This window comes from Mesorhizobium sp. WSM4806, from assembly GCF_055811635.1.
On sequence record NZ_JBVVQZ010000005.1, the window covers coordinates 91,801 to 117,393 of the forward strand.

The window sequence follows — 25,593 nt, forward strand, 5'->3', positions numbered from 1 at the left end:
TCCAACGCGACACGCTTAAGGGAACCTCAAGGAGAAAAAAATGGCGCTGGAATCATTCAAGGCTCAGATCAGCCTGTTGCTCGAGCAGATGATCAACCAGCCCGAGGATCAGCATGAAGTGCAGGAGCAGTTGCGCGAAAAGCTGGGGGAGATGCGCGCCATGGGCCTGCCGCTGCCGGCCGATCTCGTCGCGCTGGAAAAGCGCCTCGACGACGATTTCTACGCCGCCGGGAACTGAGCCCGAAAGGTGCAAGGACGGCTAGCCGACCGGCGAGCATGAGGATCTCGTGACCGGCTTCGTCGTCTCCGGCGACGCGGTCTGGGGCCGACCGGCAAGTGATGCGGTGCCCCGAGGGCGGCGGCGGTTGCATCTGGCCGTCACCTGCGGGCGAGGATGTATTCAGCATGCGACCCCGTCGGATATTTTCAAACGGCAGACTAGCTTGCGCGGCCGAAGGCTTTATCCTGCCTGGTCGAGACTTAGTTGCCTGACTCACTTGATTGCCTGACCCTTGCCCATCTGACCTCTTGGGAGCGAAACCAATGAACAAGCCCGCCACCACCGTGCCTGTGCCCGGCCGCGGCCGCATCTACAATTCGATCACCGAGACGATCGGCGACACGCCGCTGGTGCGGCTCGACAAGTTCGCCGGGGAAAAGGGCGTCGTCGCCAATCTGCTGGCCAAGCTCGAATTCTTCAACCCGATCGGCTCGGTCAAGGATCGCATCGGCGTCTCGATGATCGAGGCGCTGGAGGCATCGGGCAGGATTGCGCCCGGCAGGACCACGCTGATCGAGCCAACCTCGGGCAACACCGGCATCGCGCTCGCCTTCGCCGCCGCCGCCAAGGGCTACAAGCTGATCCTGACCATGCCGGAAACCATGTCGGTCGAACGCCGCAAGATGCTGGCGCTGCTCGGCGCCGAACTGGTGCTGACCGAAGGGCCGAAAGGCATGAAAGGCGCCATCGCCAAGGCCGACGAACTGGCCGCGACGCTGCCCGACGCCATCATTCCGCAGCAGTTCGAGAATCCCGCCAATCCGGAAATTCACCGCCGCACCACTGCCGAGGAAATCTGGAACGACACTCATGGCGAAGTCGACATCTTCGTCGCCGGCATCGGCACCGGCGGCACCATCACCGGCGTCGGCCAGGTGCTGAAGCAGCGCAAGCCCTCCGTGCATGTCGTCGCCGTCGAGCCGGAAGCCTCGCCGGTGCTGTCGGGCGGCCAGCCCGGCCCGCACAAGATCCAGGGCATCGGCGCCGGCTTCGCGCCGAAGATCCTCGACACGACCATTTATGACGAGATCGTCAAGGTCTCCAACGAGGATTCGGTCGCCAATGCGCGGCTTGTCGCCCGCCTCGAAGGCGTGCCGGTCGGCATCTCGTCGGGCGCTGCCCTGCAGGCGGCGATCGTCGTCGGCTCGCGGCCGGAGAACGAGGGCAAGAACCTGGTGGTCGTTATTCCGTCCTTCGCCGAACGCTATCTGTCGACGATCCTGTTCGAAGGGCTGGGGGCTTAGGCATATTTGTGCCGGCCTGCGGTTGCGGTTTCCTGCGCTTCCGTAGCGCCCGCCAATTGTCGAAGCCGGCGCCGCCCCTCACCTGCCTGCCGGCATTCGCACCCCGTAAACGGGGCGAGGGGGCGCTCTCATTGACGGGTTCGCCAATCGCCAGCGTTGCAGAAAAAAGTGCCGACACCGCGACCAGCCTATTTCTCCCCGTTTACGGGGAGAAATGCCCGGTCCACCCTCCGCAGCTGCTGCGGAGGACGGGCAGGGCAATGAGGGGCGGCACCAGCGGTCGGCCTTAGATCCCAAACATCGGATCATGTCTGACCCCGGCCTTTCCCTGACCTCATTCTTCGGCTGCGAGCCCAGCCCGTCGTGCCTGCAGGAACCGGCGCACGGCCGGGTCGCGTTCGAGGCCGATCGCCCTGTTATAGGCCTCGGTAGCCTCCCGAGTTTTGCCGAGCCTGGCCAGAAGGCCCGCGCGGGCGGCCCAATAAGGCTGATAATCATGCAGCCGTTTCTCGTCGCCAAGCTCATCAAGTGCACTCAATCCCGCCGCGGCGCCGTCGGCCTCGGCAAGGGTCACCGCGCGGTTGATCGAGACCACCGGCGAGCCGGCAATCACCGACAGCGCATCATAGAGCTGTTTAATCGCGGCCCAGTCGGTCCGGCCGGTCAGCCGCCTTGTCGTATGGGCGGATTGCACGGCTGCCTCGAGCTGGTAGCGGCCGACGACGCGCTTGGCCGCGGCGTGCTTCAGCAATGTCTCCGCTTCGTCAATCAACGCGCCGTCCCACAGCCCAAGCTCCTGCTCGGCCAATGGCACATAGTCCCCGGCGGCGTTGCGCCGCGCCGCACGCCGCGCCTCGGCAAACAGCATCAGCGCCAGCAGGCCAAGCGCTTCCGGCTCATCCGGCATCAGCGAGGCTACCAGCCGGCCGAGCCAGATGCCTTCGGTCGCGAGATTGCGGCGGCGGGTTTCGGTGCCGGCCGGGTCGGACCAGCCTTCGGCGAACGCGGCGTAGATCGCTTCCAGCACCGCATCCAGCCGCTCGCCAAGCTCTGCCCGCTCCGGCACGCGGAACGGAATGCCGGTCTCGCGGATGCGGCTTTTGGCGCGCACCAGGCGCTGGCCCATCGTTGCCGGCGATACCAGGAAGGCCGAGGCGATCGTCGCTGCGTCGAAGCCCAGAATGGCCTGCAGGATCAGCGGCGCGCGTACGCCAGCCTCGATCGCCGGATGGGCACAGGCAAACATCAGTCGCAGCCGCTCATCGGGCAGGTCTTCATCGATCATGCGGGCCTCGATCTCCTCGGCGATCAGCCTGAGATGGTCGCGGCTCGCCTCGCTGGTCAGCCGCCGCCGGATCGCGTCGACGCGGCGTCTGCACGCCACCGCCAGCAGCCAGGCTTCTGGCTTCTGCGGCACGCCGGTCTGCGGCCAGCGCTCCAGCGCCGCCACAAAGGCGTCGGCCAGCACGTCCTCGGCGCCGGCCACGTCGCGCGTGCGGGCGGCGAGGAAGGCGATGAGCTTGCCGTAGCTTTGCCGGGCGGCCGCTTCCGCCGCCGCCCGGGCGACCTCCAGGTCATTCGTCATCACATGGTTTGTTCCCAGATCGGCCGCACCTCGACTGTGCCGGTGCTGGCAGCTGGGCATCGCGCCGCCCAGGCAATAGCCGCGTCGGCGTCCTCCGCCTCGATCATGTAGAAACCGGCGAGCTGCTCCTTGGTATCGGCGTAGGGACCGTCGAGCACGTTGGTCTTGCCGTTGGCCATCCGTACCGAGGTCGCGGCTTGGGTCGGCTTCAGCCGGTCACCGGCCAACCAGGAGCCGGACTTCTTCAACGCCTCGGTATAGGCGCCATAGGCTGCGCTGATCTCGTACGTCTTCTCCGTCGGCGCGGCCGCCATCGCGGCTTCGTTCACGTAGATCAAAAGCATGTATCGCATGGTCTTCTCCATTTTCGAAGGCCGCATCGTTGCAAGCCGAACGTATGTCGCGCGGCCTCGCGCGATTTCGACAGGCTCTGCGAAAATCTTTCGGCTCCGATCGCACATCGCGCAAGCGGCTATGCGTTGCGGCATCACTCAGCCGTTCGTCTAATGGATATTATTGCGGGTTGGCATTTCCCGCCCGCTGTCTAAACTCGCCTCGGGTCGCGCGGTGGCAGATATTTCAGGGAGGAGATCACATGCACAATTTCAGGACGAAATTTATTGCTGCCGGCGCGCTGGCGCTGTCGCTGGGTCTTGGCGCGGTGTCGGCCATGGCGCAGGAATTCATCAACGTGCTGACCGGCGGCACCTCGGGCGTCTATTATCCGCTCGGCGTCGCACTGTCGGAAATCTACGGCAAGGGCATTGAGGGCGCCCGCACCCAGGTGCAGGCGACGAAGGCCTCGGTCGAGAACCTCAACCTGTTGCAGCAGGGCAAGGGCGAGATCGCCTTCGCGCTCGGCGATGCCGTCAAACTGGCGGCCGAGGGCAACACCGAAGCCGGCTTCCCGGGCAAGCTCGACAAGCTGCGCGGTGTCGCCGCCATCTATCCCAACTATATCCAGATCGTTGCCAGCAAGGAATCCGGCATCAAGACGCTTGCCGACCTCAAGGGCAAGAGCCTGTCGGTCGGCGCGCCGGCCTCCGGCACCGAGCTCAACGCCCGCGCCATCTTCGCCGCCGCCGGGCTGAAATACGAGGATCTCGGACGGGTCGAGTATCTGCCCTTCGCCGAATCGGTCGAGCTGATCAAGAACCGCCAGCTCGACGCCACGCTGCAATCGGCCGGCCTCGGCGTCGCCTCGATCCGCGACCTCGCCACTTCGGTGCCGATCAACGTCGTCGCCGTACCGGCGCAGGACGTCGCCAAGATCGGCTCGCCCTATCTTTCGGTGACCATTCCCAAGGGCACCTATGAAGGCCAGACCGAGGACGTCGCGACCGCCGCCGTCGGCAATTTCCTCATCACCCACGCCGACGTCTCCGACGAGACCGGCTATCAGATGACCAAGCTGCTGTTCGAAAATCTCGACCAGCTCACTGCTGCCCACGCCGCCGCCAAGGCGATCGACATGGCCAAGGCGCTCGACGGCATGCCGGTGCCGCTGCATCCCGGTGCCGAGCGGTATTACAAGGAAAAGGGATTGGTGAAATAGGGGTACTCCCTCCCCCTTGAGGGGAGGGTGCCGAGCGAAGCGAGGCGGGTGGGGTCGGTTCAGGCCGCGCACTGCCGCAACGACCCCACCCGTCCATCCGCCTTCGGCGGCTGTCCACCCTCCCCTCAAGGGGGAGGGATTGCGCCCGCCAGGAACCCGCCAATGACCGACGCCCATCCCGAAACGCGGACCGTTCTTTCCCCCACCGCCGAAGCCCCGCTCGAAGGGCTGCCGCCGGGTTTCGGCGACGGCTTCGCCGGCAAGGCCGCCTTTCTCATCGCCATCGCCTTCTCCGTCTTCCAGATCTACATCGCCGCCTATGGCAGCCTGCCGAGCCAGGTGGTGCGCGCCATGCATGTCGGCTTCTTGCTGCTGCTCGGCTTTGGCCTGATCGCCAATCTGCGCGCCACAAGCACACCGGCGAAAGCAGCATTCTGGACGCTCGGCCTGCTCGGCTTTGGCACCGGCCTCTACAATTGGGTGTTCTATGCCGATCTCATCCGGCGCTCCGGCTTCCTCAACACACCGGACCTGATCGTCGGCACGGTGCTGGTTGTGCTGGTCTTCGAGGCCGCGCGGCGGCTGATGGGGCTGCCGCTTGCCCTGATCGCCTTGATCTTTTTCGCCTACGCTTCCTTCGGCAATCACCTGCCGCCGCCCTTCATCCATCGCGGCTATGATTTCGCCCAGCTTATCGACACCTTCGCCTTTGGCACCGAAGGCATATACGGCACGCCGGTCTACGTCTCGGCCGCCTATATCTTCATCTTCGTCGTCTTCGCCGCCTTTCTCGAGCGCGCCGGCATGATCGCGCTGTTCAACGACTTCGCGCTTGGCCTGGTCGGCACATGGCGCGGCGGACCGGCCCAGGTCTGCGTTCTGTCCTCGGCGCTGATGGGCACCATTTCCGGCTCCGGCGTCGCCAATGTGGTGGCCAGCGGCCAGTTCACCATTCCGCTGATGAAGCGCTTCGGCTTCCGTTCGGCTTTCGCCGGCGCGGTCGAGGCGACCTCGTCGATGGGCGGCCAGATCATGCCGCCGGTGATGGGCGCGGTCGCCTTCATCATGGCCGAGACGCTGAACATCCCCTATGCCGAGGTGGTCAAGGCAGCGATCATCCCGGCGCTGCTCTATTTCGGTGCCTGCTTCTGGCAGGTGTACCTGGAAGCCGGCAAGGCCGGCCTGCAGGGCATGGCCAAGGCGGACCTGCCCAATCCGTGGCACGCGGTGAGACGACATTGGCCGCTGGTGCTGCCGCTGGCCGCGCTCATTTATCTGCTGTTTGCCGGCTATACGCCGATCTTCGCCGGCACCATGGGGCTGGCGCTGACCATCGTGCTCATCCTCGGCACGCCGCTGGCGGCTTTGATCGGGCCGCTTGCCTTCCGCATCGTCTTTTGGCTGGCGCTGGGGCTTGCCGCCGCCTCCTTCATGAGGTTCGGCGTCAACATCCTCAGTTTTGTCATCGCCGGGCTCGTCATCGCCTGCGTCACCTTCAGGGGCGGACGCGAGACGCTGCAGATATGCATAGATTCGCTAGCCGAGGGAGCAAAGAACGCGCTGCCGGTCGGCATCGCCTGCGCCATCGTCGGCGTCGTCATCGGCACCTTGACGCTCACCGGCATCGCCTCCACCTTCATCGGCTGGATCATCTCCATCGGCGAGAACAATCTGTTCCTGTCGCTGGTGCTGACCATGCTCACCTGCCTGGTGCTCGGCATGGGCATACCGACGATCCCCAACTACATCATCACCTCGTCGCTGGCCGGGCCGGCACTGCTGTCACTCGGCGTGCCGCTGATGGTCAGCCACATGTTCGTCTTCTATTTCGGCATTATGGCCGACCTCACTCCGCCGGTGGCGCTGGCCGCCTTCGCCGCCGCGCCGATGGCCAAGGAGAGCGGCCTCAAGATCGGGATCCAGGCCACCAAGCTTGCCGTCGCCGGCTTCGTCGTGCCGTTCATGGCGGTCTACACCCCGGCGCTGATGCTGCAGGACCCCGGTCCGATCGCCGCCCAGTTCGGTTATCCCGTCGAGGTCGCCTATATCGTCGCCAAGGCCTGCATGGGTATTGCCCTGTGGGGCGCAGCCGCCGTCGGGTTCCTGGCCCGGCGCATGGCCTGGTGGGAACGTCTCGTCGCCTTCGCCGCCGGCGTGCTGCTGGTTGCCGCACTGCCTGTAACCGACGAAGCCGGGTGGGCACTCTCTGTCGCCTGGATCGGCTGGCACTGCTGGCGGGCGCGGCAGGCCACCGGCACCGCATGAGCCTCTGTATCCTCGCAGCCGGCAAGACGGTGACGCTCACTGTCGCCGCCTTCACGCTCGCCTGGACGCATTCGGTGGAAAAGACGCATTGGCAGGAGGACTGGAAGGTGACGCCTTCCGGCTTGGAGATCGCCGAGGCACGGATCAAGGGCTCGGGCGCCGGCATGGAACCGCCGGAAGGCTCGGTGCTGCGGGACGGTTGGTGGATCTATAAACCCAAGATGGCGCCGCAGCGGCGCCTTGTGCTCGCGGCCTCCGGCGCGACCGGTGACGGCTGGACGCTGTGCACGGTTCAGGGCTGCCGCGAACTGGGCAAGGCGGCAGGCGACACGACGGTGCTGGAGCTGTGCGAAGGTTAGTACCAGCCGCGGTAGCGGCGGTCGGCAAGCGGGTGCGGGACCTCGTCCTCCAGGGCGTTGTCGGATGTCGAGTTCCGGGCACAGCCACATAAGCGGACCAAAGACGCTCCATCGTTAGCCGCCAAAACCGGATTCCGACTGAGCGAGCCGACTTTCTTCCTTGCGGAAGAATGCTTTGAAAAACAGAATGTCGGAAGCCGACCTGATTGCCCGGGCGATCAACGCGGTTGCGAGCACGGCAAAGATCAGGCGAACGAAAAACACACTGGTGAAGTCTGCACCCAGAGCGATGACAACCAGCGTGTCCTCTATGAGGCTGTGGGCAAAGCCCATGAACACGCAAGCGAGGAAGATCTGGCGCGGGTCTACGCCGGTCGTGCGCGCCTCGCGGATCAGCAGTCCCGCGCCATAGGAAATTCCAAGAAACAGACCGACCGCAGTGAACGGCACCGCTTGTGACTGGATGCCGGCAAGGCGAAACAGCGGTGAAAGCCCGTTGTTCAGCCAACCCAGGATGCCCGATATCTTGAGTAGCTCGATCAGCCAGCTTAGTGCGAGGAGGATCACGAGCATGGTTGCCAGGGTTTTGAGCATGCCTGGAAAAAAACTGCTCCAATCAGTGCCTTCGACCATTGGTATCCACGCCGGCTTCAGCGGCTCGGATAGCCATCCGGTTGCTGCGAATATCTGGTGCAGGAGCATGGCAAGGATCAGTCCGCCGCCAATGCGAAGTGCTGCAGTGACCACGAAGCTTGGCCCAACCTTCTGAATGATGCGTTGTTCAATCGGAATGGCATGCGCAAATAGCAAAAGGGTTGAAAGAACGGTCATGTCGGCAGTGCTCAACGTCGAAACCGGGGCCAGAGTGAACACGGTCACCACCGCGCCCCAAATTCCCACCAGCAATCCCGTTAGCCAGGCAAGAGCGAGCTCGGGCGGCAGTCCAACCAGCGTCATGAGAGGCGCGAAGAACGGAGAGATCGCCCGGATGACACCAAGATCCTGCAGGATCTGTGTGGCTATCGTGACCGGAACGATAATGCGAACCAATTCCCAATAGATTTCAAGCGTTTCCAGCGTCTTTCGATAGAGGGCGGTCTGCACTGCCATGGCGATTGTCTCCGTGATTGACGCCAAATGACTACCGTGAGACGGCTCGCATTTGTGGTCAAAATTTGCGGACTTGTGCAATAAAATTGCAGACCGGTAGACGACGACGGAGGACCGGAATGGACCGGATCGACAGGAAGCTTCTCAAGCTTTTGCAAGAAGACGCTTCGCGAACCAATGCCGACCTGGCGGCGGAGGTCGGGCTTTCACCCTCCAGCTGCTTGCGCCGCATACGGCGGCTAAAGTCAGTCGGTGTCATCGACCGCGTTGTCGCGCTTCTTGATCCGGCCAAGGCCGGCAGGGGGATAAAGGCTATCGTCACGGTCGAGCTGGAGCGCCACGGCGAGCAACACATGCGCCGCTTCCTCGAGCTTGCCGCCATGGAACCAGTGGTGATCCAGGCCTACAGCGTGAGCGGCTCGACCGACGCTGTCCTAATGCTGCGCCTGATGGATATGGACGAGTTCGACACTTTGTGCGAGCGGCTGTTCCGAGATCGGACGAATGTGGCGCGGTATTACACCATGTTTGTGATTCGAACCGCCAAGGAGACGACCGCAATCCCGCTCTAAGTTTTTCGGAGGCAACTTGGCGGAAGGGATCTTGCAGCTACTGGGCGGTCACGCCGGCTGCCTGGTGTCAAACGGGACTAAGCTTGCCGGCGGCGAGATCAAAGCCCCAGAATCTCGACGCCCCAGGATCTCAAAACCCCAGAATCTCAAAGCCTGGAATCTCAGGCCCTTGGCGTTGTCGCACACCGCCTGTCGGCGAGCCCGGGACGCCCCGTGCGATAGGTGGTCGCACGGTGATCGGCGGCTGGCCTGCATATCCGGCTGTCGTGACGGCTTTCCATGGTAGTCATCAGTGCGCGCTGATGCCGAGCGTATGGCCGCGGCGTGCGCATGCGGGGCCTGGGCCGCGCATGTAATAGCGCTCCGGCCGGTAGGTCGGCGCGACGAATTCGCGGATGGCGGCAGCGTAGCCGATGAGGTGCGTCAAGAAGTTCATTTTCCCTGTCCCTGTCCCGATTTCGGATGTCCCTTCCGAATTGCGTGGGATCATAGCGTCGAGGCGTGAATACTCGGTGAACACGATGTTAATCTTTGGTCAAAAAGGCCTTGGTTCGTGGCTGGAATGCGGCTGATTCGGGGTCTTTCCATGCAGTTCGTCGGCATTCCGGCTAGTGTGACTTTTGCATCACATATGTTTCGTTTGGATGTCGCTCCGACGCGCTTGTGTTTCAACTTTGGCCGGTGCCGCGAAATTTCCGTGCTTGCGCAAATTTCCCTGATTACTCGGGAAAGCCAGGAACCCGTCCGATAGAAGCACGTTGACGCTGAGAGCCGGGACCAACCCCGGCCCAGCGGCTTCCGAGCGGAACCGCCGCCGAACCCCCAACACAGCAAGAACAATGGAAAGGCAAAGCCATGGGTTTCTTTTCGAAAGACATCAAGACGCTGGACGACCTCTTCGTCCACACGCTGCGCGACATCTATTACGCCGAGAAACAGATCGAGAAGTCGCTGCCGAAGATGATCGACAAGGCGACCGACCCGCAGCTGAAAGCCGGCCTGGAGAAGCATCTCGGCCAGACCAAAGGTCATATCGAGCGGGTCGAGAAGGTGTTCGAACTGCATGGCGTGAAGGCCAAGACGGTCAACTGTCCGGCCATCGACGGCATTCTCGAGGAAGCCGATGAAGTCAGCGGCGACATCGACGACAAGGACGTTCTCGACGCCGCGCTGATCGCATCCGCGCAGGCGGTCGAGCACTACGAGATAACCCGTTACGGCACGTTGATCGCCTGGGCCAAGCAGCTTGGCCGCACCGACTGCGCCAATGTCCTGGCCAACAACATCAAGGAAGAACAGGCGACCGACCGCAAGCTCACCGAGATTGCGGAAGCCAAGGTCAACCTTCAGGCCGCCGAGTAGAAGCTCGATCGAGGCAACGCCGGACAACCGGCTTTGCCTCACTTTCCGTAGCTGGACGTCGACCGTACAATGGGCCACGCTCGTTCCAGGGATTGCGCGAGGACAAACCGGCGGAGGAAGTCGTGCAGGAAAAGCCGAAAGCACCCCCTGGCAGGGCCGACAGCAAGGCAAAGCCTGCCAGCGGCAAGGGCGAGACATCCGCCGCTGTCAAATCCACGGAGGCGGCAGACACCGTCATGAAACTTTCTCACCCGGACAAGCTTCTTTGGCCGCAGGAGAAGGTGTCGAAGCAGGGCCTGCTCGATCATTACGCTTTGGTCTGGCCGCGCATGCAACAATTCGTCGTCAATCGGCCGCTCAGCCTGGTGCGCGCGCCGGACGGCGTCGACGGCCAACGTTTCTTTCAGAAACATGCCTCGGCCGGCATGCATGACAAGATCGTCAGGATGAAGGATCCGGCCGACGGCGAGGAGATCCTGTTCATTCGTGATTTCGACGGTGTCGCTGTCTTGGTCCAGCTCGGCGTGGTCGAGATCCATATCTGGGGCTGCACCGTCGACGAACTGGACAAGCCGGACCAGATCATCTTCGACCTCGATCCCGACGAAGGCGTCGACGTGAAAGCGGTGCGCGCGGCGGCGCTCGAAATTCACGGCCGGCTCGATGCACTGTCATTGCCGAATTTCGTCAAGACCTCGGGCGGCAAGGGCTACCATGTCGTGGTGCCGCTGAAACCGTCGGCGGACTGGGATGAGGTGAAGGACTTCGCCCATGATTTCGCCCGTGCCCTCGAGCAGGCCGCCCCTGATCGGTATACAGCGACGCTGTCGAAGAAGGCGCGCACCGGCAAGATCTTCGTCGACTATCTGCGCAACGGCCGCGGCTCGACCACGGTGGCGCCCTATTCGTCGCGCGCCAAGAAAGGCGCTACGGTATCGATGCCGGCGACCTGGGCGGAAATTGAAGCCGGGTTGGCGCCGAACGCATTTCCGATCGGCGACAAGACGACGCTGAAACAGTTGGCGAAAGCCGATCCCTGGGTGGATTTTTTCAAGCAGGGCAAGCCGGTCAAGCGCGGCTGATCAGTTACTTTTTAGACGAGAAACACCTTCTCGAAGGCCTGCTTGCCCATCGGCGAGAAGATGACCGCGCGGCTGTCTTTCCCGCGCCGCGCCCATTTTTCCAAAAGGATCTTGTCGAGGATGGCAGCGCCCAACATGCCAGCCAGATGCGAGCGCCGCACGCTCCAGTCGAGGCAAGCCCGGCACATCGGTCGTCGCGCCTTGCTCTCGACATCGATGCCGATCGCGGCAAAATGCGAGGCGGCCGACGGCCCGAGCCGGATCTCCTTGTCGTCGCGCAGGAGCACTTGTCGAGCGACAAGACGGTCGAGCATCGCCACGGCTTGCTCGCCGGCGAGGTGGTCGTAGCAGACCCGCGCCACGCGCATCGCCGCATCACGCGGACCCGGCCGCACCCGCTGCGGTCCGACCGCAGCGGCCACGCCGGTGATCGCCTCAATCATGCCAGCCACCTGCGGCCCGGCGAGCCCGTAGTAGCGGTGCCGCCCCTGGCTTGCCAGCGTCAGCAGCCCGCCCTCCATCAGTTTCGACAGATGTGAACTGGCGGTCGGCAGCGACACGCCGGCCTCGAGCGCCAGTTCGCTCGCTGTCAGCGCCGTGCCACCCATCAGTGCGGTCAGCATGTTTGCCCGCGCCGGATCGCCGACCAGGCTGGCGATGCGGGCTATATCTGGTCCTTCACGCATAGTTCGTCCTTCATCGAAGCATGGGCGTCAGATAACCACTATCCTGCGCTGAGATCAAGGAGATGACGATGACCGCAAGAACCGCTTCCCACACCGTGCCTGTCAGCCGCTTCGGCCGGCGGCCGTCTCCGTTCATGATCTTGCGCCGGGCGCATCTGCGGCTGCTGGCGCGGTGGTATGACCGCCATCTGCAACGCCTCGACCTCGCCGAGATTGACGAGCATCTTTTGCGCGATCTTGGCCTGACGCCACAAGACGTTCGCCGCGAATGCGCGAAATCCTTCTGGCAAGCGTGATCAGCATGGAAAATTGCCTAGCACATAGAACCACAGAAGGTTTCGACACCGCTCGAACTGTCGCCGCAACAAATCAGATTCAGCAAGGAGACAAAAGATGACCATCACCTGCTTCATCCGCTACGAGATCGACCCGTTCGGCAAGGCGGCGTTCGAGGAGTATGCCCGCAACTGGGGCCAGGCGATCCCGCGCTGCGGCGCCGATCTGATCGGCTATTTCGCGCCGCATGAGGGCTCGGCCACGACAGCCTATGCCGCCTATAACATCGACAGCCTGGCGGCTTACGAAGCCTACCGTATCAGGCTCGCCGCCGACCCGGCCGGCAAGGCCAATTACGAGTTCGCCCGGCGTGAAAAATTCATCCTGAAAGAGCATCGGACTTTTTTGAAACTCGCATCCGGGCCGCATGCCTCTCTGGTGAAACTGTGATCGCCGTCATCTTCGAGGTCGAGCCGGCAGCGGGCAAGCGCGACGCTTATCTCGGCCTCGCCGCCGACCTGCGCCCGCTGCTCGACGGCATCGACGGTTTTCTGTCGATCGAGCGCTTCCAGGGCCTTGTCGACCCGAGCCGCATCCTGTCGCTGTCGTTCTGGCGTGACGAGGAAGCGGTGAAAGCCTGGCGCAACACGGAGGAACATAGGCAGGCGCAGAGGGCCGGCCGTGGCGGCATCTTTGCCGACTACCGTCTGCGCATCGCCCACGTGGTGCGCGACTATGGCCTGACCGAACGGGCCGAGGCGCCTGAGGACAGCCGGGCGGCGAACGGGTGAGTGGGGCGGCTCTTCCTTCTCCCCTTGTGGGAGAAGGTGTCGCCGAAGGCGACGGATGAGGGGTGTTCCAGCTTGGCACCGACAGTACTCCGTCCAACACCCCTCTTCCGTCTCGGCGCTGCGCGCCGATCCACCGCCCGGGGCGAGTCACGGGCCTCGCCCGCCCTTCGGCCCCCACAAGGGGAGAAGGCAAGAGGGCTGCTAGGCATTCCCGATCAGCACTCCAGCCGCAAACACCAGCGCGCCGCCCAGCACCACCTGGAAGGTGGCGCGCCAGAACGGCGTCTGCATATAACGGTTCTGCACAAAGGCGATCGCCCACAGTTCGAAGAACACCACCACGACCGCGAGAATTGTCGCGGTCCAGAAATACGGAATGAGGTAGGGCAAGGCGTGACCGAGGCCACCCAGCGCCGTCATCACGCCTGTGGTGATGCCGCGTTTCACCGGCGAGCCGCGGCCCGACAGCTTGCCGTCGTCGGAGGCGACCTCGGTGAAGCCCATCGAGATGCCGGCGCCGATTGAGGCGGCAAGCCCGACCAGGAAGGTCTGGAACGTGTCGTGCGTGGCGAACGCGGCGGCGAAGATCGGCGCCAGCGTCGACACCGATCCGTCCATCAGCCCGGCCAGTCCCGGCTGCACATAGGTCAGGATGAACTGGCGCTGCTCGGCCGCTGCTTCCTCGGCTTTCACCGCGCCCGACACATGCTTTTGCTCCAGCCGCTGCGCCAGCGTCTCGTGGCCCTGTTCGGCCACCGCCAGATTGTCGAGCAGCTTTCGCGTCGAGGCGTCGCTGGTGCGTTTCGCCGCTTCGACATAGAACAGGTAGGCCTGACGCTCCATAGACTCGGCCTGTTGGCGCACATGTTCGATGCCGAGCGGCCGGACCAGCCAGTCGGGCTTGCGCTCGTAATAGCCCTTTACGTGCTCGCGCCGGATCAGCGGAATGCGCTCGCCAAAACGCTCGCGGTGAAGCTCGATCAGCGAGTCGCGATGGCCATCCTCCTCCTCCGCCATTTCCTCGAACACTTTGGCCGAATGCGGAAACCTATCCGCCAGCCCGTCGGCATAGGCGCGGTAGATACGCCCGTCATCCTCTTCGGAAGAGATGGCGAGCGCCAGGATCTCTTGCTCCGAGAGCGACTCGAAGGGACGGCGACCAAAACCGAAAACACGGGAAAGCATGAGAAATCCGCCCTAGTTTAGAATTATTCTAAACTAGAGTTTGGTGCACCGTTGGTCAATCGCTTGTAGCCGGAGGTTCAAATTTATGGTTGCGGGAATCCTCCGCCAGCGCCCTTCATTATTGGCGAATGTTCACCTATATAGTGGGCTTAAGCCAAGCGAAAGGAACCCGGATGCCGGCAAAACAGCCCACCCATGCATTTGACCCGAAACCCGTTCTCGACCTGATCGCCAGCATCGAGGCCGATCTGCAGCGCCTGAAGGGCCTGGTCGAGCAGCAGGTCGAGAAATTCGACCCGGCCAATCCGCACAACAAGGCCCCCGACGGCAAGCTGACCGAGGAGGGCGTCGAATGCTGCTACCGCCTGTTCGACGAGGGCAAGTCGCGCTATTCGGTTGCCCAGCAGATGAAGATATCCTTCGCCGCCGCCACCCATCGCTTCAACACCTGGCGCAAGATGGGCGGCGCCAAACGGCAACGGACGCTTTTGGGGTGAGGAGCGGTCGGCGAGGAGCGCCACTCTCTGCTCGCAATCCACGAATTGTCTCGGTCACATTTTTCCAGTGGTGCGCGGCCTGGTTTTCCGTGCACCATGGGGCGGTTTCATTCTGCAGGACCTCACCATGACCACCCCTCCCGGCATCGCCGATATCCACCGCGCAGCAACGCGATTGTCCGGCCTGATCGTCGAAACGCCGCTGATCGAATCACCGGAACTGAACAAGCGTTTCGACGCCAGGATCCTGTTCAAGCCGGAGACGCTGCAGCGCACCGGCTCGTTCAAGTTCCGCGGCGCCTACAACAAACTGTCGTCGCTGAGCGATGAGCAGCGCAGCCGCGGCGTCGTCGCCTTCTCGTCGGGCAACCACGCGCAAGGCGTCGCCGCGTCGGCGGCGATGTTCGGCGTCAAGGCGGTTATCGCCATGCCCACCGATGCGCCGGCAATGAAGGTCGGCAATGTCAGGAAAATGGGCGCCGAAGTGGTTCCGTTCGACCGGTTTCGCGACGATCGCATGGCGGTGGTTCGCCCGTACATGGAACGGGGCATGGTCCTGGTGCCGCCTTTCGACGACCCGGCCATCATCGCCGGCCAGGGAACGATCGGCCTCGAACTGATGGCGCAGGCGAAAGCACTCGGGGTGAGCCTCGACGCGGTCGTCATCCCCTGCGGCGGCGGCGGCCTGAGCAGCGGCATCTCCATCGCGGTCAAGGACGCCTCGCCGGGCACCGCCGTCTGGGCGGTGGAACCCGAGCATTTCGACGACACCTGTCGTTCACTGGCCAGAGGTGCTCGGGTTTCGATCGAACCCGGCCACACTTCGATCTGCGACGCGCTCCTCACCGCCGAGCCGGGCGCGATCACCTTCGAGATCAACCGCAGGAATCTCGCCGGCGGCATTGCCGTGTCCGACAGAGCGGCGGCACAGGCGATGCGCGACGCCATGGCCCATCTCAAGCTGGTGGTCGAGCCCGGCGGCTGCGTCGGGCTGGCCGCGCTGTCATCGGGCGAGATCGAGCTATCAGGCAAATGCGTCGCCGTGGTGCTGTCCGGCGGCAATGTCGATTTCGGCACCTATGCGGAGATCATGGCGGCGGCTTAGGTGGCGACCTAACCGGCACCATTCAAAAAAGGCTGACACGAAATGAAACTGCTCTTCAGCCGCAATCCCAATCCTCGCCTCGCGGTCGCCGTGGCACGTTATCTCGACGCAAAGCTCGACTTTGAGTTCGCATCGCCCTTCGCTCCCGGGCAGGCTGAGCGATATCGCCCGCTGAATCCCAATCTTTCATTGCCGATACTCGTAGGCTCGGGAAACAGCCTCTGGGAGGCTGACGCCATAGCCTGCCGGCTTTCACGCGACGCGCATTCGGATCTCTGGCGCACCGGCGACGACGAACCCGAGATGATCCGATGGCTCAGTTGGGGTAAAGAGAGCTTCGCAAGAGCTTGCGACGTCGTGCATTTCGAACGCGGCACCAAGCAGCGCTATGGGATTGGCCCGATCGATCAGCACCGGGTTGAGGAGGGGCTGAGAGACTTTCGCACGGCCGCTGCAACACTTGAGGCCGCGCTTTCCGAGCGAGACTGGCTGGTCGAAAACTCGGTCTCCTATGCCGACTTTCGAATGGCGACGTTTCTGCCTTTCAACGATGTCGCCAGATTGCCGCTCGACGATTATCCTTCGGTCAGTCGTTGGTATCGCCAGCTTGAAGAGATCGACGCCTGGCGCGATCCCTTCAAGGGACTGGATGCGCCTGAATTGCCGCCGGTCCCGGATCAGGCCAGACCGGCATAAAATCTCGATCCGAATGGTCATGCATCCAAGGTGACATCTCGACCATTGCGTGAGCTATTGAGTTGGATCCTAATCCAGCGTCCGGCGGAACCGCACCAGCGCCACGCCGGCAAACAGCGCCACGAACACGACCAGCCAGCCGATTTCGGTCGCGACCGCCGGCAGGTCGGCGCCCTTCAGCATCACCGCGCGGATGATGCGCAGGAAATGCGTCAGCGGCAGGATCTCGCCGAAGATCTGCGCCCAGCCAGGCATGCCGCGATAGGGGAACATGAAGCCCGACAACAGGATCGACGGCAGGAAGAAGAAGAAGGTGAGCTGCAGTGCCTGCATCTGCGTGCGCGCCATCGTCGAGATGGTGTAGCCGAGCAGCACCAGCGCCAGCACGAAGACCAGAACCGCCGCAAGCAGCAGCGACAACGACCCGGTGAAGGGAACCCCAAACAGCAGCTTGGCCGCCGCCAGCACCACCGCCACTTGCACGGCGCCGACCACCAGATAGGGCAGCACCTTGCCGAGCATGATTTCGAGCGGGCTGGACGGCATCGCCAGAAGGTTTTCCATCGTGCCGCGCTCGGTCTCGCGCGTCAGCGCGATCGAGGTCATCATCACCATCGTCATCTGCAGGATGACGCCGAGCAGGCCGGGGACGATGTTGTATTGCGAGATGCCTTCCGGATTGTAGCGTCGGTGCACCACCACTTCGAGCTGGCCTCGGGCGGCTTCGGCGGCCGTCTCCTGCATGCCGCGCGCCCTGAGCAACGCCTGGTTGGCAACGGTGCCGAGCGTCGAAATGGCCCCGCTGGCGACTGCCGGGTCGGTCGCATCAGCCTCGATCAGGATTTGCGGCTGGTCGCCGCGCTCGACTCGCCGAGCAAAGTCGGCGGGAATGGTGACGACGAAGGCGACGTCGCCACGCGCCATCAGGAATTCCGCCTCGGCGGCATTTTGCGCGACATGGTCGAAGCGGTAGTAGCCGGTGGTCTGCAGCGCCGAAACCATGGCTCGCGTGTAAGGATCGCTGCTCATCGCCACCAGGGCTGCCGGCAGGCTCTTCGGATCGTTGTTGATGGCATAGCCAAACAGCACCAGCTGCATCAGCGGCACGCCCAGCATCATGGCGAAGGTGATGCGGTCGCGCCGCATCTGGATGAACTCCTTGATCAGCAGCGCGCCGAGTCTGGCGAAGGAAAAGACGCTGTTTATCCCGTTTTTCATCCCATATTGTCCTTCGAGCCGGACATGAACTGGATGAACACATCCTCCAGGCTGGTCTCGCCCGACGTCACCGTGACGCCCTTGTGGTCTTTCTCGACATCGGCGAGGGCGGCCTCGAGCGCCGTCTTGTCGGAACCGACGACATGCAGCGTCGCGCCAAACGGCGCCACCTGGTCGACACCGGACCGGCCGCTGAGTGCGGCAGCGACCTGGTCGAGCCGCGGACCCTGCACGACGAAGGTCGTCAGCCCGGCATTCCTGACCACCTCGTCGACCGTGCCGGTGGCCAGCATCCTGCCGTAGGAGATGTAGCCGATGCGATGGCAGCGCTCTGCCTCATCCATGTAATGCGTGGAGACCAGCACGGTCAGCCCGCCGCTGGCCAGCCGATGGATCTCGTCCCAGAATTCACGCCGCGCCTTCGGATCGACGCCCGCCGTCGGCTCGTCGAGCAGCAGCAATCTGGGCTTGTGCATGATGCAGGCGGCCAGTGCCAGCCGCTGCTTCCAGCCACCGGACAGCGTGCCGGCCAACTGGTCCTTGCGCGAAGTGAGGCCAAGATCCTCCAGCGTGCTGGCGACATGCTCGTTGAGCGGCTTCAATCCATAGAGCCGCGCCACGAATTCCAGATTTTCGGCGATGGTCAAATCCTCGTAGAACGAGAATTTCTGCGTCATATAGCCGACTTCGCGCTTGATCCTCAGACTGTCGGTGCGGATGTCGAAGCCGAGCACCGTGCCTTCGCCCTCATCCGGCGTCAGCAGGCCGCACATGATGCGGATGGTCGTCGTCTTGCCCGAGCCGTTGGGGCCGAGGAAGCCGACGATCTCGCCCTCGGCCACCGTCATCGTCACATGGTCGACGACGGTCTTGTCACCAAAACGCTTGACCAGGCCGTGGACGTCGATGACGTTCATTTGCCGATATCCGCCAGTTCGACATCGACGATCTGCCCCGGTTGCAGCACGCCGGCGTCGCCCTCCGGCCGCGCCTCGACCAGATAGACCAGCTTCTGCCGGGTCTCGAGCGAGTAGATCACCGGCGGCGTGAATTCCGGGTCCGGCGACACGTAGCTGACGCGAGCCTTCACGTCCGGCCCGCAGCCGTCGCAATGGACGTTGAGCAGCGTGCCGACTTCCACCGACGAGAACGCGCTTTCCGGCACATAGACGCTGAGCTTCACCGCGCCGTCCGGCAGAATCGAAATGACCGGCGCGGTCGGCCCGGCGGTGTCGCCGGGATAGCGGATCACATCGTTGATGCGGCCGGGCGAAGGCGCCGCCAGCACACGCTTCGACAGCCGCCAGCGCGCCTGCTCCAGCGCCGATTGCGCCTGCCTGACCTGATTGTCGGCGGCCTTGATCGTCTCGGGCCGCGCCGGCAGGCCTCCGACAGCGAGATTGGCTTCCGCCTGGCCGAGCTGCGCGTTGGCAATTTCCAGCGACGCCGAAGCCGTATCATGATCGGCCTGGGTGCCAGTGCCGCGTTTGAACAAATCGCTGGCGCGGGTGTATCTGCGTTTGGCGTCGGCGGCTTGCGCCTTGGCCATGTCGACCTGCGCCTTGAGCACCTCAATCTCTTCCGGCCGCTTGCCGACCTGCAGGTCGGCAAGTTGCGCCTGGGCCTGGGCAAGGGCCGCCTCGGCTTGCGCGACGGCTATTTTTGCGTCGGCGCTTTCCAGCGTCACCACTGGCGTGCCCGGCGCGACGCGATCGCCGCGCTTGACCGAAATCGTCTCGACCTGCGCCACCTCGATCGGCGCGAGCAGCACATAGTCGCCCTCGACATAGCCGACGGCGAGCGGCGCCGCCGGTGCGCAGGTGCTGAAAAGCAGGGCGGCGAGCGGCACAGAGCAGAGGAAACTCATGATCTACGATCCTTCCGGTCGGTTAAGTGACGCCGAGCCAAAATCGCGCCGAGATTATCCGTCACTGCCGCCGCGATCTTGGTGGCCTCGGCGTCGCCGATCGCGCGCCAGCCCATGCGGCGCATCACCGCCTCGCGGCCGATGCGGAAATAGACGACCTGGCCGATCAGCGTGAACACGGTGAGTCGGGTAGCCTCGCTTTCGGCCGCCTCGCCCGTCGCCTGCTCCCAGATCAGGCAGAGCCGGCGATGCGTCGGCTCGAACACGCCGTCATAGATGCGGTCGAGTGCCGCCGTCGGATGCGACAGCTCACGCAGGACGAACTGCACGATCTCGCCGGCCTCCGGCCGTGCCACGATGAAAGCCACCATTCGCTCCAGCGCGGTGAACAGTTGTGCCCGCGCCGCTTCGGGGTCGCCCGTTTCTGGTTCGCCCGCTTCTGATTCGCTTGGCTCCTGCAGATTGCCGATCGCCTGGCCGGCAATGGTCTGGATGGTGTCGACGATATAGTCGGCCGCAGCGTTGCGAAGCCCTTCCTTGCCGCCGAAATGATAGGCGATCGAGCCGATGTTGGCCCTGGCCTCAGCCGCGATCTCGCGCGTCGAGGTGCCGTCGAAACCCTGGCGTCCGAACAGTTTTAGCGCTGCGCGAACAAGAGCCGCGCGCGTCATGTCGGCGGGGGATGCCTCGCGTCGCGGAATTTTGGCGTTTGTCGGCTTGCTCATAACAAACATTTAATCAATCGAATGATTAAAGTCAATACTAGCCTATCTCAACCTTGCCATCTCCAGCCGCACGCGCTTTAGTGCGGAGCCATGGTCAAGGAAATCGAGCGCAAGTTCCTGGTCTCCGGCGATGGCTGGCGGGATCTGGTCGAAGCGGACATCCGCATTCGCCAGTTCTATCTCGTTGCCGCGCCCGACCGCTCGGTCCGCGTGCGTATCAGCGACGGCGCCTCGGCAAAGCTGACGCTCAAATTCGGCAGCAAGGCCCGCGAACGCGACGAATTCGAATATCCGATCCCTCTGGCGGATGCGGAAGAGATGCGGGCCTTCGCCATCGGTTGTGTCATCGAGAAGACACGCCACCATGTTAGGCACCGCGGCCATCTCTATGAAGTCGATGTTTTCGGCGGGATGCTCAGCGGCCTGGTGGTCGCCGAGCTTGAGACGCCGCAGGACGTGCAGGGCGAAATGCTGCCAGATTGGCTCGGCCGCGAAGTCACCGGCGAGCACAGGTTCTACAACGCGTCGCTCGCCCTCGAGGGGATTCCGGAGATCGCCGCATGAGCTATCGCATCGATCCGCGCCTGCCGTTGACTGGCGAGGTCAGGCGCATCCTCGCTGAGGAGATCGGCAAGGCGCTCGTCCATCTGGATGCGGCGCATGACAGGCCGGAGCAGGCGCTGCACAAATGCCGCAGGCGGCTGAAGAAGGTGCGTGCCTTGCTGCGCCTGGTCCGTCCCGGAGACGAAACATTTTGCAGTACCGAGAACCAATGCTACCGAGAGGTGGCTGCCCTGCTTGCCGGCCCGCGCGAGGCGACCGCGCTGGTTGAAACCATCGACCGGCTGGCAAAAAACTTTCCCGAGCAAAGCGCCGGCGGCGGTCTCGATGCCGTTCGCGACACGCTGGTGGCGCGCCAGCACCAATTGCATGGTGGAGTTGGCCTCGGCGCCGCGATAGCTGCCGCGACTGCCGCTTGCGAGGATGGCATCAGCCGCATCGATACTCTGGTCTTGCCCGACCAGCCCGAACAGGCCGCCGATGTGCTTGCCGAAGGCGCCCGCATCACTCTGCGTCGCGCCAGAAAGGCGCTGGACAAGGCGGGCTCCCGCGGTGATGCCGACGATTTCCATGATCTGCGCAAGGCGGCAAAGACTCACGGCATGCATCTGTCGCTGCTTGGAAGGCTGTGGCCGACGCCGATCAAGGCACGGCGCAAGGCGGTCGACGAACTTGGCGAAAAGCTGGGCGAACTGCATGATGTGTTCGTCTTGCGCACGCTTCTCGAGGCCCACGACCGGCCGCTCGGCTCTCCCCAGGAAACGCGACTGCTGAGCAAGCTGTTGAAGCGCTCGGAGAAAAGCCTGAAAAAGACCTGTCTTGCGGCGGCAGCCGATCTGTTCGGCGACAGGCCCAGGCGCTCGACAAAAAAACTCGCGCGCAAGGCGCGCACCGATCTGGCCGCCGCGCCGCACGAAGACGCCAGCGCGCCCGGCGCCGCTGCCTGACGCGGTGCTTGCGTCCGTCCGACATCGCTGACGATGAGGAGAGGGTTAGACCTCTCCCGGCGCGGCATTCTTCAACTGCGCTCGCGCGTCCCTGATCGAGGCGGCGTATGTCACCAGCGGCCGTTTGACGCCGTGGTTGATCAGCATGCGGCGTGTCTGCGGCGAAGCGCCTGATATGATGAAGCGCACGCCGGCGCGCCTCGCCTTGTGGGCAGCGCTCTCGATGACGTTGGCCGCCGTTGAATCGAAGAATGGCACGGCCGAGCAGTCGAGGATGAAGTTCTTGCGCTGGTCGGCGATGCGGTCCAGCACCGTGGCGACGGTCGAGGCGGCGCCGAAGAAGAAGGCGCCGGAAATCCGGTAGACGACGGTGTCGGCATCGCTGGCCTCGCTGGAATCGTATGCGCTGGCGGCGCCGGTTCTGTCGGCGACATCGTCCTGCACCAGTCCCTGATCCGGCTCAACCGCAATGCTCTTGGCCATGCGGTCGATGAACAGGATCGAGCCCAGCGCGAAGCCGACGACGATGCCTTCGGTGAGATCACGGAAGATGACGATCAGGAAAGTCGCCATCAGCACCAGCGCGTCGCCGCGCGAGGCACGCAGCAGCGTGGCAAAGGCCTGCTTCTCGAACATGTTCCAGCACACCACCGCCAGCACGCCGGCAAGGGCTGCAAGCGGGATGTAGCTGGCCAGCGGCGCCGCCACCAGCATCAGGGCAAGCAGGAGGGCCGAGTGGATCATGCCCGAGACCGGTCCATGCGCGCCGGCTCGCACATTGGTCGCGGTGCGGGCTAGGGTGCCGGTGGTGCAGATGCCGCCGAACAGGGCGGACGCGATGTTGGCGAAGCCTTGCGCCACGAGTTCGCAGTTGGAGCGGTGCCGCCTTCCTGTCATGCCGTCGGCGACCACCGCCGACAGCAGCGATTCGATCGCGCCGAGCAGCGCAAAGGCTAGGGCGTCCGGCAGGACGTCGATCATCCTGCCGAAGCTGATCGGCGGAAAGGCCGGCATTTGCAGGCTGCGCGGGATACCGCCGAAGCGCGTGCCGATCGTTTCGGCAGGCAGAGAAAACAGCGCCACGACAAGCGACGCCAGACCGATGGCGATCAGCATGGCGGGCCATTTCGGCCGCCACCGTTTCATCAGGGCAATGACGACGATGGTCAGCAGAGCGACGAAGGTGGCGGCGAGATTGATCGTGCCGGCCGCCTCGCCGATCGCCATCAGCTTCGGCACCAGCGGTCCAGGTTCTTTGCCGGCGAGTTTTAGCCCGAACAGCTCGACGATCTGGCCGGAGAAGATGATGATGGCGATGCCGGCGGTGAAGCCGACGGTCACCGGATAAGGAATGAATTTGATGTAGGTGCCAAGCCTGAGGTAGCCGATGACGAGCAGCAAGACGCCGGCCATCATCGTCGCCAGCAGCAACCCGTCGACGCCGACCCGTGCCACGGTTGCCGCCATCAGCACGATAAAGGCGCCCGCCGGCCCGCCGATCTGAAAACGGCTGCCGCCCAGAGCCGAGACGAGGAAACCGCCAATGATGGAAGTGTAGAGCCCGCGCTCCGGAGACACGCCCGATGCGATCGCGATCGCCATCGACAGCGGCAGCGCCACGATGGCCACGGTCAGTCCGGCGATGGCATCGGCCTTGAAGTGCTCTGATGTGTAGCCTTCGCGCAGCACCGTCGCCAGCTTCGGCGTGAACAGTTCGGAAAATGTCGGCTGCGCCGGTTGATGAATTGCCCGCTGGGTTCGATGCATGGACTGCCTTCCGCTCCTGATGCATGCCGCCAAAAAGTGCACAGCGGCCACGCATAAAACCAAGCAGGCAGCGGGATCGTCGGCAGGACTGTCGGCGGTCGCCGTCGCGACTCTATTTCGGCTCAGCCTGGCGGGTTCTGCGGCACGACCGGCTTGAGGCGCACCCCCCTGCCGCCGCGCTCGCTGGCCTGGTTCTCGCCGATCAGCTCCACGCCGGCCCGGTCGAGGGCCTGGATGACCTTCATCAGCGTATCGACCACGCCCCTGACCACGCCGTCGCTCGCTTCCATGCGCTGAATGGTTGGAAGCGAAACCCCGGCGCGCTCGGCGAGCGTCTTCTGATCGATGCCGGCCAGAGCCCTTGCGGCGCGCATCTGCGCGGCAGTGATCATCGGCTAAAAACCCCCGTCTGAGTCTGCATTCCATGTATAATACCATCATTGTGATGGATCAAGCATCATCATGCACATGTCAGACATGTGCACACCAGGCCGTTTGCATCTTGGCGAGCCTGCGCGCCCGCTGGGCCAGCACGCCCCAGCCGCCGCAACTTAGAGGAGAATTGGCGCAGCGTCGTTCGGAACGGGCGGTTCAGGCGCCGGCGGTCTGCCCGCGCCATCGCTGGAACGCCCATGCGACCAGCCAGCACAGCATCGCCCAGGCGAAGCCGGCGCACCAGCCGGCCAGCACGTCCGATGGCCAATGAACGCCGAGATAGACGCGGCTGATGCCGACGAGCAGTGCTGTCAGCACGGCAAGTGCCAGCACATAGATCTTGGTCGTTCGCCCAGGCAGGAAACGCGACGCCATGCTGCCCAGCGTCAAATATGTCACCGCCGACAGCATCGCATGGCCGCTTGGAAACGAAAGCGTCGCCACGTCGGCGAGATGCGAGACCAGGTCGGGGCGCGGCCGATCGATTCCGAGCTTCAGCGTGCTCGACAGGGCCTGCCCGCCCGCCACCGCGACGAAGACCAGAAACGCTGCTCCCGGCTTGTGGATCAGCAGCAGATAGACGATCACCGCCACTGTGATCAGCCCGAGCACGATGGCGCTGCCGAGGCTGGTAATGTCGCGCATCGCCCCTTCCAGCCATGGCGGTCCGATCGGATTGTCGGGCTGGCCCGCTTCACGGAAGGCGAGCATGATTTCCGTGTCGAAGGCGTGCGGCGTGGTGTCCCGCGCCACCTCCATCAGTTCCTCGAACCCCCACAGCCCGCCGGCGATGACCAGACCGGACAAAAGCACCGGGAATTCGATCCAGTTGAGCAGCTTGCTTGCAGTATTCTTCATCGACCCAATCGTCCTACAGCGCCGCGCGTCCTTTTGGACGCGCACAGGACGCTGTAGCACTTTGATTTGGCGCATGATCCCCAGCGAAAATCGTTTCCGATTTTCGGGGTCATGCGCAACTACAGTTTTTGCAGATAGGGTCCGAGCGTGATCAGCGCCACCGCTGCGACGGCGAGCACGATGCCGGTCGCCTGCAACGAATTGACGCGCTCGCCGAAGAACACCAGTGCCACCACGTTCACCGACACCAGTTGGATCACCGCCGACAGGCTGAACGACACCGACATGCCGAATTCACGGATCAGCCTCAGCATGATCAGATTGCCCGCTGAATAGAGCGCCAGAGTCAGAAGAATCTTGCCGAGGCTCGGCGCCAGCCCCCATTGCTTGGCCGCCGTCGCCGCCAGCAGGAAGATCACTGTCGAAATGCCGAGCTGCCCCAGTCCCCAGAAACTCACTTTTTTGCTCCTCCCGACGCCGTGCTTGCGCGCCTGCCGCAGATCTTGTTTCGGAAGCGTCGGTCGCGGTCAAGCGGCCTGATCAAAGACATGAAATCGGGCTGGAA

The 25,593-nt window shown here is 63.7% G+C and carries 29 protein-coding genes and 1 pseudogene; 16 read left to right on the forward strand and 14 right to left on the reverse strand.

Going from position 1 to position 25,593, the window contains the following annotated elements; translation table 11 throughout:
• The first annotated feature begins 40 nt into the window (after window positions 1-40).
• Together AC0L2M_RS09905 and cysK are read left to right on the forward strand one after the other, a co-directional pair.
• Window positions 41-238: a hypothetical protein gene (locus AC0L2M_RS09905; protein ID WP_023803672.1), complete on the forward strand. Its 198-nt coding sequence runs from the start codon at window positions 41-43 to the stop codon at window positions 236-238.
• Window positions 239-543: 305 nt separating this feature from the next.
• A complete protein-coding gene (cysK, locus tag AC0L2M_RS09910; protein WP_023803671.1) occupies window positions 544-1,524 on the forward strand; it encodes a cysteine synthase A in 981 nt (326 codons plus the stop codon).
• A gap of 334 nt (window positions 1,525-1,858) precedes the next feature.
• On the opposite strand, the gene AC0L2M_RS09915 is transcribed toward cysK, so the two are convergent.
• Window positions 1,859-3,109, reverse strand: coding sequence for an RNA polymerase sigma factor (locus AC0L2M_RS09915; RefSeq protein WP_473534720.1), 1,251 nt, complete (start codon window positions 3,107-3,109; stop codon window positions 1,859-1,861).
• Entirely contained in the window at window positions 3,109-3,462 is a 354-nt protein-coding gene (locus AC0L2M_RS09920) for a YciI family protein (protein ID WP_027155901.1), read from the reverse strand. The genes AC0L2M_RS09915 and AC0L2M_RS09920 overlap by 1 nt, the downstream gene beginning before the upstream one ends.
• Window positions 3,463-3,704: 242 nt before the next feature.
• Between AC0L2M_RS09920 and AC0L2M_RS09925 the strand changes: the two genes are divergently transcribed.
• The 3 genes from AC0L2M_RS09925 to AC0L2M_RS09935 all read left to right on the forward strand — a co-directional run bounded on the left by AC0L2M_RS09925 (window position 3,705) and on the right by AC0L2M_RS09935 (window position 7,288).
• Window positions 3,705-4,664 (forward strand): TAXI family TRAP transporter solute-binding subunit, encoded by a 960-nt coding sequence (locus tag AC0L2M_RS09925; protein ID WP_128169299.1) that lies wholly within the window; start codon window positions 3,705-3,707, stop codon window positions 4,662-4,664.
• Window positions 4,665-4,826: 162 nt separating this feature from the next.
• Window positions 4,827-6,929 carry a TRAP transporter permease gene (locus AC0L2M_RS09930; protein ID WP_287246943.1) on the forward strand — a complete coding sequence of 701 codons (2,103 nt, stop codon included), beginning with the start codon at window positions 4,827-4,829 and terminating at the stop codon, window positions 6,927-6,929.
• The gene (locus AC0L2M_RS09935) at window positions 6,926-7,288 is read left to right on the forward strand and encodes a DUF1850 domain-containing protein (protein ID WP_473534721.1); all 363 of its coding nucleotides are present in this window, start codon (window positions 6,926-6,928) and stop codon (window positions 7,286-7,288) included. The genes AC0L2M_RS09930 and AC0L2M_RS09935 overlap by 4 nt, the downstream gene beginning before the upstream one ends.
• A 114-nt stretch (window positions 7,289-7,402) precedes the next feature.
• On the opposite strand, the gene AC0L2M_RS09940 is transcribed toward AC0L2M_RS09935, so the two are convergent.
• Window positions 7,403-8,398, reverse strand: coding sequence for a nucleoside recognition domain-containing protein (locus AC0L2M_RS09940; protein ID WP_473534722.1), 996 nt, complete (start codon window positions 8,396-8,398; stop codon window positions 7,403-7,405).
• Window positions 8,399-8,517: 119 nt separating this feature from the next.
• On the opposite strand from AC0L2M_RS09940, the gene AC0L2M_RS09945 reads away from it, so the two are divergent.
• Window positions 8,518-8,970, forward strand: a complete 453-nt coding sequence (locus AC0L2M_RS09945) for an Lrp/AsnC family transcriptional regulator (protein ID WP_473534723.1) — start codon at window positions 8,518-8,520, stop codon at window positions 8,968-8,970.
• A gap of 289 nt (window positions 8,971-9,259) precedes the next feature.
• On the opposite strand, the gene AC0L2M_RS09950 is transcribed toward AC0L2M_RS09945, so the two are convergent.
• Window positions 9,260-9,406, reverse strand: coding sequence for a hypothetical protein (locus AC0L2M_RS09950; protein WP_023801394.1), 147 nt, complete (start codon window positions 9,404-9,406; stop codon window positions 9,260-9,262).
• Between the two features lie 419 nt (window positions 9,407-9,825).
• Here AC0L2M_RS09950 and AC0L2M_RS09955 point away from each other — a divergent pair, with 419 nt between their 5' ends.
• Complete coding sequence (locus AC0L2M_RS09955; RefSeq protein WP_027154740.1) at window positions 9,826-10,332, forward strand: YciE/YciF ferroxidase family protein; 507 nt, start codon at window positions 9,826-9,828, stop codon at window positions 10,330-10,332.
• Window positions 10,333-10,375: 43 nt separating this feature from the next.
• Window positions 10,376-11,414 (forward strand): annotated as a pseudogene (ligD, locus tag AC0L2M_RS09960) (DNA ligase D); the annotation flags it as partial.
• A gap of 11 nt (window positions 11,415-11,425) precedes the next feature.
• Here ligD and AC0L2M_RS09965 read toward each other — a convergent pair.
• On the reverse strand, window positions 11,426-12,100 hold the full coding sequence (locus AC0L2M_RS09965; protein WP_473534724.1) for an ArsR/SmtB family transcription factor: 675 nt from the start codon (window positions 12,098-12,100) through the stop codon (window positions 11,426-11,428).
• A 68-nt stretch (window positions 12,101-12,168) separates the two neighbouring features.
• On the opposite strand from AC0L2M_RS09965, the gene AC0L2M_RS09970 reads away from it, so the two are divergent.
• From AC0L2M_RS09970 to AC0L2M_RS09980, 3 genes are all read left to right on the forward strand, one after another.
• Window positions 12,169-12,396 carry a DUF1127 domain-containing protein gene (locus AC0L2M_RS09970; RefSeq protein WP_023801397.1) on the forward strand — a complete coding sequence of 76 codons (228 nt, stop codon included), beginning with the start codon at window positions 12,169-12,171 and terminating at the stop codon, window positions 12,394-12,396.
• A 97-nt stretch (window positions 12,397-12,493) separates the two neighbouring features.
• On the forward strand, window positions 12,494-12,826 hold the full coding sequence (locus tag AC0L2M_RS09975; protein WP_023801398.1) for an NIPSNAP family protein: 333 nt from the start codon (window positions 12,494-12,496) through the stop codon (window positions 12,824-12,826).
• Window positions 12,823-13,167 carry an antibiotic biosynthesis monooxygenase family protein gene (locus AC0L2M_RS09980; RefSeq protein ID WP_473534725.1) on the forward strand — a complete coding sequence of 115 codons (345 nt, stop codon included), beginning with the start codon at window positions 12,823-12,825 and terminating at the stop codon, window positions 13,165-13,167. Before AC0L2M_RS09975 ends, AC0L2M_RS09980 begins: the two co-directional genes overlap by 4 nt.
• Before the next feature lie 201 nt (window positions 13,168-13,368).
• Here AC0L2M_RS09980 and mbfA read toward each other — a convergent pair whose 3' ends face one another.
• Window positions 13,369-14,352, reverse strand: a complete 984-nt coding sequence (mbfA, locus tag AC0L2M_RS09985; RefSeq protein ID WP_287237768.1) for an iron exporter MbfA — start codon at window positions 14,350-14,352, stop codon at window positions 13,369-13,371.
• Window positions 14,353-14,525: 173 nt separating this feature from the next.
• On the opposite strand from mbfA, the gene AC0L2M_RS09990 reads away from it, so the two are divergent.
• The 3 genes from AC0L2M_RS09990 (at window position 14,526) to AC0L2M_RS10000 (ending at window position 16,650) form a co-directional block, all read left to right on the forward strand.
• Window positions 14,526-14,849: a hypothetical protein gene (locus tag AC0L2M_RS09990; protein WP_023801401.1), complete on the forward strand. Its 324-nt coding sequence runs from the start codon at window positions 14,526-14,528 to the stop codon at window positions 14,847-14,849.
• A gap of 127 nt (window positions 14,850-14,976) precedes the next feature.
• A complete protein-coding gene (locus AC0L2M_RS09995) occupies window positions 14,977-15,954 on the forward strand; it encodes a threonine/serine dehydratase (RefSeq protein ID WP_128245705.1) in 978 nt (325 codons plus the stop codon).
• A gap of 42 nt (window positions 15,955-15,996) precedes the next feature.
• On the forward strand, window positions 15,997-16,650 hold the full coding sequence (locus AC0L2M_RS10000; RefSeq protein WP_023801403.1) for a glutathione S-transferase family protein: 654 nt from the start codon (window positions 15,997-15,999) through the stop codon (window positions 16,648-16,650).
• A gap of 69 nt (window positions 16,651-16,719) precedes the next feature.
• Here the strand turns inward: AC0L2M_RS10000 and AC0L2M_RS10005 are convergent, their stop codons facing one another.
• Genes AC0L2M_RS10005 through AC0L2M_RS10020 form a run of 4 tightly spaced genes read right to left on the reverse strand, consistent with a single transcriptional unit; the run spans window position 16,720 to window position 20,460 of the window.
• Window positions 16,720-17,856 (reverse strand): ABC transporter permease, encoded by a 1,137-nt coding sequence (locus AC0L2M_RS10005; RefSeq protein WP_023801404.1) that lies wholly within the window; start codon window positions 17,854-17,856, stop codon window positions 16,720-16,722.
• Window positions 17,857-17,864: 8 nt separating this feature from the next.
• Window positions 17,865-18,785: an ABC transporter ATP-binding protein gene (locus AC0L2M_RS10010; RefSeq protein ID WP_473534726.1), complete on the reverse strand. Its 921-nt coding sequence runs from the start codon at window positions 18,783-18,785 to the stop codon at window positions 17,865-17,867.
• The gene (locus AC0L2M_RS10015) at window positions 18,782-19,735 is read right to left on the reverse strand and encodes an HlyD family secretion protein (protein ID WP_473534727.1); all 954 of its coding nucleotides are present in this window, start codon (window positions 19,733-19,735) and stop codon (window positions 18,782-18,784) included. Before AC0L2M_RS10015 ends, AC0L2M_RS10010 begins: the two co-directional genes overlap by 4 nt.
• A complete protein-coding gene (locus AC0L2M_RS10020) occupies window positions 19,732-20,460 on the reverse strand; it encodes a CerR family C-terminal domain-containing protein (RefSeq protein ID WP_473534728.1) in 729 nt (242 codons plus the stop codon). The genes AC0L2M_RS10015 and AC0L2M_RS10020 overlap by 4 nt, the downstream gene beginning before the upstream one ends.
• A 90-nt stretch (window positions 20,461-20,550) precedes the next feature.
• Here AC0L2M_RS10020 and AC0L2M_RS10025 point away from each other — a divergent pair, with 90 nt between their 5' ends.
• Together AC0L2M_RS10025 and AC0L2M_RS10030 are read left to right on the forward strand one after the other, a co-directional pair.
• Complete coding sequence (locus AC0L2M_RS10025) at window positions 20,551-21,024, forward strand: CYTH domain-containing protein (RefSeq protein ID WP_473534729.1); 474 nt, start codon at window positions 20,551-20,553, stop codon at window positions 21,022-21,024.
• Window positions 21,021-21,968 (forward strand): CHAD domain-containing protein, encoded by a 948-nt coding sequence (locus AC0L2M_RS10030; protein ID WP_419695355.1) that lies wholly within the window; start codon window positions 21,021-21,023, stop codon window positions 21,966-21,968. Before AC0L2M_RS10025 ends, AC0L2M_RS10030 begins: the two co-directional genes overlap by 4 nt.
• 45 nt (window positions 21,969-22,013) lie before the next feature.
• Here the strand turns inward: AC0L2M_RS10030 and AC0L2M_RS10035 are convergent, their stop codons facing one another.
• The 4 genes from AC0L2M_RS10035 to AC0L2M_RS10050 form a co-directional block, all read right to left on the reverse strand.
• Window positions 22,014-23,735 carry a SulP family inorganic anion transporter gene (locus tag AC0L2M_RS10035; RefSeq protein ID WP_473534730.1) on the reverse strand — a complete coding sequence of 574 codons (1,722 nt, stop codon included), beginning with the start codon at window positions 23,733-23,735 and terminating at the stop codon, window positions 22,014-22,016.
• Window positions 23,736-23,857: 122 nt separating this feature from the next.
• Window positions 23,858-24,127, reverse strand: coding sequence for a helix-turn-helix domain-containing protein (locus AC0L2M_RS10040; protein ID WP_023801411.1), 270 nt, complete (start codon window positions 24,125-24,127; stop codon window positions 23,858-23,860).
• Window positions 24,128-24,326: 199 nt separating this feature from the next.
• A complete protein-coding gene (locus AC0L2M_RS10045) occupies window positions 24,327-25,028 on the reverse strand; it encodes a phosphatase PAP2 family protein (RefSeq protein ID WP_023801412.1) in 702 nt (233 codons plus the stop codon).
• A gap of 119 nt (window positions 25,029-25,147) precedes the next feature.
• Complete coding sequence (locus AC0L2M_RS10050; RefSeq protein ID WP_023801413.1) at window positions 25,148-25,486, reverse strand: hypothetical protein; 339 nt, start codon at window positions 25,484-25,486, stop codon at window positions 25,148-25,150.
• Between the last annotated feature and the right edge of the window lie 107 nt (window positions 25,487-25,593).

Bases quoted from the DNA above. Each gene is read 5' to 3' on its own strand.
- AC0L2M_RS09905 (WP_023803672.1), top strand. From the start codon at position 41: ATGGCGCTGGAATCATTCAAGGCTCAGATCAGCCTGTTGCTCGAGCAG.
- cysK (WP_023803671.1), top strand. From the start codon at position 544: ATGAACAAGCCCGCCACCACCGTGCCTGTGCCCGGCCGCGGCCGCATC.
- AC0L2M_RS09915 (WP_473534720.1), bottom strand. From the start codon at position 3,109: ATGACGAATGACCTGGAGGTCGCCCGGGCGGCGGCGGAAGCGGCCGCC.
- AC0L2M_RS09920 (WP_027155901.1), bottom strand. From the start codon at position 3,462: ATGCGATACATGCTTTTGATCTACGTGAACGAAGCCGCGATGGCGGCC.
- AC0L2M_RS09925 (WP_128169299.1), top strand. From the start codon at position 3,705: ATGCACAATTTCAGGACGAAATTTATTGCTGCCGGCGCGCTGGCGCTG.
- AC0L2M_RS09930 (WP_287246943.1), top strand. From the start codon at position 4,827: ATGACCGACGCCCATCCCGAAACGCGGACCGTTCTTTCCCCCACCGCC.
- AC0L2M_RS09935 (WP_473534721.1), top strand. From the start codon at position 6,926: ATGAGCCTCTGTATCCTCGCAGCCGGCAAGACGGTGACGCTCACTGTC.
- AC0L2M_RS09940 (WP_473534722.1), bottom strand. From the start codon at position 8,398: ATGGCAGTGCAGACCGCCCTCTATCGAAAGACGCTGGAAACGCTTGAA.
- AC0L2M_RS09945 (WP_473534723.1), top strand. From the start codon at position 8,518: ATGGACCGGATCGACAGGAAGCTTCTCAAGCTTTTGCAAGAAGACGCT.
- AC0L2M_RS09950 (WP_023801394.1), bottom strand. From the start codon at position 9,406: ATGAACTTCTTGACGCACCTCATCGGCTACGCTGCCGCCATCCGCGAA.
- AC0L2M_RS09955 (WP_027154740.1), top strand. From the start codon at position 9,826: ATGGGTTTCTTTTCGAAAGACATCAAGACGCTGGACGACCTCTTCGTC.
- AC0L2M_RS09965 (WP_473534724.1), bottom strand. From the start codon at position 12,100: ATGCGTGAAGGACCAGATATAGCCCGCATCGCCAGCCTGGTCGGCGAT.
- AC0L2M_RS09970 (WP_023801397.1), top strand. From the start codon at position 12,169: ATGACCGCAAGAACCGCTTCCCACACCGTGCCTGTCAGCCGCTTCGGC.
- AC0L2M_RS09975 (WP_023801398.1), top strand. From the start codon at position 12,494: ATGACCATCACCTGCTTCATCCGCTACGAGATCGACCCGTTCGGCAAG.
- mbfA (WP_287237768.1), bottom strand. From the start codon at position 14,352: ATGCTTTCCCGTGTTTTCGGTTTTGGTCGCCGTCCCTTCGAGTCGCTC.
- AC0L2M_RS09990 (WP_023801401.1), top strand. From the start codon at position 14,526: ATGCCGGCAAAACAGCCCACCCATGCATTTGACCCGAAACCCGTTCTC.
- AC0L2M_RS09995 (WP_128245705.1), top strand. From the start codon at position 14,977: ATGACCACCCCTCCCGGCATCGCCGATATCCACCGCGCAGCAACGCGA.
- AC0L2M_RS10000 (WP_023801403.1), top strand. From the start codon at position 15,997: ATGAAACTGCTCTTCAGCCGCAATCCCAATCCTCGCCTCGCGGTCGCC.
- AC0L2M_RS10010 (WP_473534726.1), bottom strand. From the start codon at position 18,785: ATGAACGTCATCGACGTCCACGGCCTGGTCAAGCGTTTTGGTGACAAG.
- AC0L2M_RS10015 (WP_473534727.1), bottom strand. From the start codon at position 19,735: ATGAGTTTCCTCTGCTCTGTGCCGCTCGCCGCCCTGCTTTTCAGCACC.
- AC0L2M_RS10020 (WP_473534728.1), bottom strand. From the start codon at position 20,460: ATGAGCAAGCCGACAAACGCCAAAATTCCGCGACGCGAGGCATCCCCC.
- AC0L2M_RS10025 (WP_473534729.1), top strand. From the start codon at position 20,551: ATGGTCAAGGAAATCGAGCGCAAGTTCCTGGTCTCCGGCGATGGCTGG.
- AC0L2M_RS10030 (WP_419695355.1), top strand. From the start codon at position 21,021: ATGAGCTATCGCATCGATCCGCGCCTGCCGTTGACTGGCGAGGTCAGG.
- AC0L2M_RS10035 (WP_473534730.1), bottom strand. From the start codon at position 23,735: ATGCATCGAACCCAGCGGGCAATTCATCAACCGGCGCAGCCGACATTT.
- AC0L2M_RS10040 (WP_023801411.1), bottom strand. From the start codon at position 24,127: ATGATCACTGCCGCGCAGATGCGCGCCGCAAGGGCTCTGGCCGGCATC.
- AC0L2M_RS10045 (WP_023801412.1), bottom strand. From the start codon at position 25,028: ATGAAGAATACTGCAAGCAAGCTGCTCAACTGGATCGAATTCCCGGTG.